The sequence below is a fragment of the Luteimonas salinisoli genome, from assembly GCF_013425525.1.
In the GTDB taxonomy this organism is placed as follows: Bacteria; Pseudomonadota; Gammaproteobacteria; order Xanthomonadales; family Xanthomonadaceae; genus Luteimonas; species Luteimonas salinisoli.
In genome coordinates, this window is record NZ_JACCKA010000050.1 from 1 (window position 1) to 6,397 (window position 6,397).

Here is a 6,397-nt window from a genome sequence, read left to right on the forward strand (position 1 = left end):
GCCCGTCATTGTCTGGGGTAGTCTCGCGCCTAACAATTCGTTCAAGCCGAACTTGTCCCGCTGCGCGGGCCAAGTCGGCTTAACTCAAGCGTTAGACGGCACTGGGAGTTCACGGGTGATCAAAAAGTCAGAGCATCCTGTCGGCTGGGCCCTGCTGATGTATGAGCTCGCGGATGCGCAAGAGCATTTGGCCCAGCTAATCGCGGATATGGACTCAGATCCAGACTATGGGGAGGGAAATCTTCGCGTAGATTTGGGCCACGTTTACTCACATCTCAACAGAGCGTGGCACCGTCGGGACGTTGAAGAGGATCTACCAAACAATGGGTTTGAGGCGGCTAGCCAGTTCCCAAAGGATCTAGAGTGGACGTAGTGCCGTCTAACAATTCATTCAAGCCGACGCCGCTTCGCGGCGCGGCTTAATTCAGGCGTCGGTGCCAGCATGAAGTTTCTCGCAGTTCTTGTAGCAATGCTTCTCAGCTCGGCAGCTTCTGCGGCTACGCCGTACCGCACTGAGAACATCATGCTGTTGCAGCCCGACTTCGTGCTTAAGGAGCGAGCACCCTCTGTTCAGTCGCTGTCCGAGTACATAAGGGCAGTCGAATCTGCGACAGAGAGCGCTCTGGTTGACGAGCAGCCACACCCAGCAAGTGGCTATCTTGTCCTTGCAGTTCGGCCGGGCGGACAATCCATGGTCTGGCTAGACTTCAAGCCCAGCCTCCCCGAGCCCATCGCAGCTAAACTCCGGGCTGCGATCCTTGCGGTGCCTACATTTGAGGCCCGCGGCGGCGTCGTTGTCTTTGCGCTCAACTCATCGCTGTGGGACTCACCTGCATCGCAAGGCTTCCCCAACCCGCAAGAATGGTCCAAGGCAATGGAGGGTCGTAGTGAGCCCATGGAGATCGGTGACTTGGTGGACAAGGTGTGGCCCGCCGGGGCTGGCACCTAACAATTCATTCAAGCCGAACCCGCTTCGCGGGTCGGCTTAATTCAGGCGTTAGGCCGCATGGGAAGATTCGCTGCAATCACCATATTGTTATTGGCGTTCGCACTTACCGGCTGCGGGCAATATGATGCAGGAAACCGAGACCGCGAGAATTGTGCCAAGTTGCGCCTCGGAGCCACTCACAGCGAGGTTCTTGCGATCATGGGGCAGCCACATTCCTCCAGGCCCGGCTCAAGCCCTACGGAGGAGATCTTGGTTTACGGCCAGCCATCTATGCTGGATCTCCCAATGTTCAGTGAAGATAAGGCTGTTGAGCTTGTTCTCATAATCCAGCCATCGGGCTCCGTGCTAACACAAGCCCTATGCTCGGGGGTAGACGGGTAGTGCGGCCTAACAATTCGTTCAAGCCGAACCCGTATCGGGGCACCGCCTGCGTGCTTTTACGCTACGCTAACACGCAGTCGCCACCCCGCTACGGGTCGGCTTAACTCTGGCGTTAGGCGGCACACCATGCACTATCGATATCCAAGGAACCCGCTCTCAAAGCTTGTATTGGCACTACTTTGCACCGCACTCATCACAAGCTGTGCGCATCGCCCTGGACCCAAAACGGAGCCAGCACGCGTTGCGCGCGATTTTGGGCTCACTGCCGGGTGCAGTATTTCTGGGTCAATGAGGCGCTATGAAGCTTTAGACTTTGCTGATCTACTCGGTAATCGAGATCTCGCAGACTCAGCAGAATGGGCGACCGTAGTTTCCATGACGCAGCCAGGCGACCGTCTCCGCCACGTCAACTGCGAGACGGGTGACAACTACTTTGGCCTATTTCGCGGCAACGCTCTCTTGTTCAGATTTGGCAGCATGATCAATGATTGACCGTCGAGTGCCGCCTAACAATTCATTCAAGCCGACGCCGCTTCGCGGCGCGGCTTAATTCAGGCGTTAGCCGGTCATGGCACCTGCTCCGGACGTCGTAGTTGCGCACTCCAACTCCTCCAATCACCGCGAGGAGATTGAGCGCAGCACCCAGTGCGGCTGCTTCTACTGTCTAAAGATCTTCAAGCCTTCGGAGGTGACGGAGTGGGTCGACTGGCCTCAGGGAACGCAGCAAAAACTGAATCTTTCCGTGGGAGTTACCGCCCTATGCCCCAAATGCGGCATTGATTCGGTTATTGGCTCAGCATCTGGGTACCCAATCAGCACGGAGTTTTTGTCTGCCATGCGCCGCCACTAGTTCTAGTGAGCGGCTAACAGTTCATTCAAGCCGAACCCGCTTCGCGGCTCGGCTTAACTCAAGTGTTAGATTGCTTATGAAAATTTCGTCGGTGTTTAGGTGGTTTGGGATCGTGGCCAACGGACTGCTCTGCATTGCGGCCGTCCTCGCTGTGCTGGCTGGCGCTATTCCCTTAGCAACTCTCCTCGTGCTCGCCCCTGCAGCTCTATATGTATATTATGTTAAATTGGATTCATTTCAAATGATGCACAAAAGTCCTTAGTTTTGAGGTCAGGTTAAACCCTGACCCGCAAAGCGTCATTTACTCTAAATGCTATGAGTCGATTTAATAGGAATAAAGTCGACACCATCAAATATTGGATCATCATCTTTGTCATACATGTAGTCCAGAACGCTATTGTTGACGATGATCATGCCGTGACTTTCAGCTAGCCTGAATAATAGTGCTCCATTTGCCCGGTCCGTGTCGATCACCAGTTCTTCAAACTCGTAATCCATTCCATCAGGACCTTCATAAACCGAATTAACAAGATCTGCACACGCAATCTTGCCCAATACATTGACTACCTGATATGAATCCCATGTCTCTCCAGTGACTGGATTTTTAAGAAACGCTTTGAAGGTCTGCATATTATCTACACCGGCACGGCGAAATGCGTCAACCAAACGGTTAGAGAAAACCGGCATGAAGCTGGTTACAAAATCTATGGGAGGATGCTCGCCAGTATTATCCACTAGAAATACTACAGGCTCAGGTACTGAGACCGTAATTAGATCGCTGGCCTGAAATCCGAAAACGCCATCCGGCACTGTCGGCCATTCAATCACACCGTATTTCTGACCAATTTCCACTTCCAGTTCGAAGTACATATGAAATCTCTTGCTAAATATTATGGGTTATTGAGGGCGCTTACGCTTTCTCGATAGCGATTTGAGTTTGACCGCATAGTCCTGAGCGTATTCAGAAATAAAGTATTTCCAATTTGCCGGAGCGCCTGTTATGTATCCAATTAATTTTTTCGATACACCATCCAGTTTTTGATTAATACGATAAGGCGGAGGAAGTTTTTTCCCGTTGTTCTTATTGTCTGTGCAAAACCCACATGAAGCCGCGTAGTTTTTCACTGAGCGATTATACAGCTACTGTAATTTTTTCTTCGCAATGGCCGGGTAATTTGTGTAATGGACCATGTCTGTTGTCGCATCGTCTGCCATATCCGTTTCGCCAGCGTAAAGCGCGGGATGCGGCGCAATATCATGCTTTCCTGGCCCTCGTGCCGAGATCGCCAAACCTAGCGGTAACCATTCTGACAAGCCTCGCCAACGGACTTCTTGTGCTCATTGGCCTCTTCGCGGTCGTAGGGCTCGGCGATTATGGCATTTCTCCTTTCGAGGTCGCTTCTGCATGGGTCGGCGCTGTGATCGTTCCAGCGATCAATGTCCTCGCAGTGCTCGTCTGGCGTGTCGCAGCGCAATCTAACAATTCATTCAAGCCGAAGCCGCTTCGCGGCTCGGCTTAATTCAGGCGTTATACGGCTTAAGATCGTTCTTCGCACAAGTAGGAGGAGGAGATGAGCAACGTGAGCATTCGCTACATTGTCGACGATGTAGACGCGGCCATTACGTTCTACACCGAGAACCTGGGATTCGAGGTTGAAATGCATCCTGCGCCTGGTTTTGCGGCGTTAAAGCGTGAGAGCCTTCGGCTACTTCTGAACGTCCCCGGTGCAGGTGGTGCGGGCGCTTCGATGCCAGATGGCTCTGAGCCAAAACCTGGAGGATGGAACCGCTTTCAAATCGAGGTCGAAAACCTAAAAACAACCGTAGGAGAACTCAAGAGAACCGGTGCCTCCTTCAGAAGCGAGATAATTGAGGGCAAGGGAGGCAAGCAGATTCTTCTTGAAGATCCGTCTGGCAACCCCATCGAGCTATTCGAGTCCACGCGGTAAGCCGTATAACAATTCATTCAAGTCGAACCCGCTTCGCAGATCGGCTTAATTCAGCAACTGTCTTGCAACCCGAGCAACCATGGCATTTAGTGAGCTAGAGACCAAGCGGTTGGAGAAGGTTGTTGGCGCGTTCGTTGAGAAGCATCGTCCGCCGCCACACATCCGGCATCAACTAGATCTCGCGTATCGAATCAACGGGCAGAGCATCGAGATCTTCGAGGTTCGCCCCAAGTGGCCCGGGGCTCCCGGCGAGATCATGGAGCAGTCGGTTGCAAAGGCCACTTACGTCAGAACCACGAACCTCTGGAAGGTGTTCTGGATGCGAGCGGACCTAAAGTGGCATGTCTATCCGCCTACGCCTCAGGTCGGCACAGTTGACCGGTTCTTAGCCTTGGTGGCAGAAGACAAGCATGCCTGCTTCTTCGGCTAGTATTGGCGCCTAGCAATGCGTTCAAGCCGACACCGCTTCGTTGCGCCCAGCACGTGGCAGGTACAGCTTGCTATGTGCTTGGCTGCGCTGTGCCGCGCGGCTTAACTTAGGCGTTAGGCAGCACAGGAGTTCTATGAGCCGCCATCTGTTTTTAGTAGCCGCTCTCGCGGCCATGTCAGGCTGTGCTTCGACAGCCCTGCAGCCCGAGCGAACCTGTTTCCATTCAATGGAGCAGCTAGAGCAGGACATAGGCTTCTGTCAAGCAGTCCGTAGCGGAAACACGCTCCATGTCTCTGGCGTTTCGGCTGGTGGAACTATGGATTCTGCAGTTCGTTCTGTATACGCGCGACTCGACGAAATTCTGGAGGCAAACGGGCTATCCTCCGCAAACGTCGTGCGCGAAACTGTGTTCGCCACTGACTTGGATGCATTCATTGAAAACAAGTCGATTCGCCGGGAATTTTATGGCACATCGCTACCCGCCGCGAGTTGGGTGCAGGTCCAGCGCCTCTATCTCCCTTCCTACGTTGTGGAAGTTGAGCTAACCGCGGAGTATGCAAAGTGAGCGTGCTGTCTAACAATTTATGCAAGCCGACGCCGCTTCGCGGCGCGGCTTAATTCAGGCGCTAGGCCCCACAGGAGTCATGCCAGTGTCTGACGTCGCAAACGCGTGGAGAGCTATAGGGATCATCTGAACAACGTGGCTTGACGCAGTGATTCCAGTGTTCGGGGTCAACAAGCTCTGCGACGCTCGTTGCGCCGTTTTCGGCGCATTTGGGCGGGGTTCCCCGCCCGGGGGACACACCTATCCCGTCGCCGGCAGCAAGTGCCGGCGCGCCATCCACAGATTCGACAACGCGAACAACGTCAGCATCTGGCCGGTGTTCTTCATCAATCCGCGGTAGCGCACCTTGATGTGGCGGAACTGCTGCTTCACCACCCGGAACGGGTGCTCGACCTTCGCCCGCAGGCTCGCCTTGTACTGCTCCCAACGCTCCGCGTACCGGCGGTCGCGCTTGTTCTTCATCGCGCGGATCTTCGAAGGCTTCTCCGCCACCACGAAAGCCGCCCGGACCTCCTGCAGTTCTTCGCGCTTGTCCATGCCGGCGTAGCCGCTGTCGCCGCGTACCGTGCCTTCCTTGCCGTGCAGCAGCTTGTGGACCTGGCTGATGTCGGCCGCGTTCGCCGCCGTGCATTCCACGTGGTGCACCAGCCCGGACTCCTCGTCCACGCCGATGTGCGCCTTCATCCCGAAGTACCACTGGTTGCCCTTCTTCGTCTGGTGCATTTCCGGATCCCGCTCGCCATCCTGGTTCTTCGTCGAGCTCGGGGCCGCGATGATCGTCGCATCCACGATCGTGCCCGCGCGCAAGCTCTGGCCCTTACGCGACAGATGCGCATTGACCTGCTCGAAGATCTGCCTGCCCAGGTCGTGCGTCTCGAGCAATCGCCGGAAGTTGAGGATTGTCGTCTCGTCCGGGATGCCGTCCAGCCCACCGAGCCCGGCGAACCGGCGCATCACCGGAGTGTCGTACAAGGCCTCTTCCATCGCCGGGTCGCTCAACGCGTACCACTGCTGCAGGAAGTGGACGCGCAGCATTGTGGCAAGTGGGTACGGTTGGCGGCCGGGGCGGCCCGTCTTCGGGTAGTGCGGCTCGATCAGCGCCAGCAGCGCCTTCCACGGCACCACCTGGTCCATCTCCGCCAGGAAGATCTCCTTGCGGGTCCGCTTGCCCTTGCCCAAGCCCTCGGCGTCACCGAACGTCAGCTGCATCGATCGCTGTCCCAATCAAGTTGCGCTATTGTCGCGCGGAACGGACGAGTTGTTCAGACCTTCC

7 protein-coding genes are annotated in these 6,397 nt (G+C 55.4%); 5 read left to right on the forward strand and 2 right to left on the reverse strand.

What is annotated here, in order from left to right; translation table 11 throughout:
• Window positions 1–442 precede the first annotated feature (442 nt).
• Entirely contained in the window at window positions 443–949 is a 507-nt protein-coding gene (locus H0E84_RS07635; RefSeq protein WP_180678051.1) for a hypothetical protein, read from the forward strand.
• A gap of 1,537 nt (window positions 950–2,486) precedes the next feature.
• Here H0E84_RS07635 and H0E84_RS07640 read toward each other — a convergent pair.
• A complete protein-coding gene (locus H0E84_RS07640; RefSeq protein WP_180678052.1) occupies window positions 2,487–3,050 on the reverse strand; it encodes an imm11 family protein in 564 nt (187 codons plus the stop codon).
• A 233-nt stretch (window positions 3,051–3,283) separates the two neighbouring features.
• Between H0E84_RS07640 and H0E84_RS07645 the strand changes: the two genes are divergently transcribed.
• From H0E84_RS07645 to H0E84_RS07660, 4 genes are all read left to right on the forward strand, one after another.
• Window positions 3,284–3,700, forward strand: coding sequence for a hypothetical protein (locus H0E84_RS07645; RefSeq protein ID WP_180678053.1), 417 nt, complete (start codon window positions 3,284–3,286; stop codon window positions 3,698–3,700).
• Window positions 3,701–3,751: 51 nt separating this feature from the next.
• Window positions 3,752–4,129: a VOC family protein gene (locus tag H0E84_RS07650; RefSeq protein ID WP_180678054.1), complete on the forward strand. Its 378-nt coding sequence runs from the start codon at window positions 3,752–3,754 to the stop codon at window positions 4,127–4,129.
• Window positions 4,130–4,208: 79 nt separating this feature from the next.
• Complete coding sequence (locus tag H0E84_RS07655; protein WP_180678055.1) at window positions 4,209–4,559, forward strand: DUF3024 domain-containing protein; 351 nt, start codon at window positions 4,209–4,211, stop codon at window positions 4,557–4,559.
• A 133-nt stretch (window positions 4,560–4,692) separates the two neighbouring features.
• On the forward strand, window positions 4,693–5,124 hold the full coding sequence (locus H0E84_RS07660; protein ID WP_180678056.1) for a RidA family protein: 432 nt from the start codon (window positions 4,693–4,695) through the stop codon (window positions 5,122–5,124).
• Window positions 5,125–5,364: 240 nt separating this feature from the next.
• Here the strand turns inward: H0E84_RS07660 and H0E84_RS07665 are convergent, their stop codons facing one another.
• A complete protein-coding gene (locus H0E84_RS07665) occupies window positions 5,365–6,333 on the reverse strand; it encodes an IS5 family transposase (protein WP_180677693.1) in 969 nt (322 codons plus the stop codon).
• Window positions 6,334–6,397 lie beyond the last annotated feature (64 nt).

Coding starts and splice junctions, on each gene's coding strand:
- H0E84_RS07635 (WP_180678051.1), top strand. CDS start 443: ATGAAGTTTCTCGCAGTTCTTGTAGCAATGCTTCTCAGCTCGGCAGCT.
- H0E84_RS07640 (WP_180678052.1), bottom strand. CDS start 3,050: ATGTACTTCGAACTGGAAGTGGAAATTGGTCAGAAATACGGTGTGATT.
- H0E84_RS07645 (WP_180678053.1), top strand. CDS start 3,284: ATGAAGCCGCGTAGTTTTTCACTGAGCGATTATACAGCTACTGTAATT.
- H0E84_RS07650 (WP_180678054.1), top strand. CDS start 3,752: ATGAGCAACGTGAGCATTCGCTACATTGTCGACGATGTAGACGCGGCC.
- H0E84_RS07655 (WP_180678055.1), top strand. CDS start 4,209: ATGGCATTTAGTGAGCTAGAGACCAAGCGGTTGGAGAAGGTTGTTGGC.
- H0E84_RS07660 (WP_180678056.1), top strand. CDS start 4,693: ATGAGCCGCCATCTGTTTTTAGTAGCCGCTCTCGCGGCCATGTCAGGC.
- H0E84_RS07665 (WP_180677693.1), bottom strand. CDS start 6,333: ATGCAGCTGACGTTCGGTGACGCCGAGGGCTTGGGCAAGGGCAAGCGG.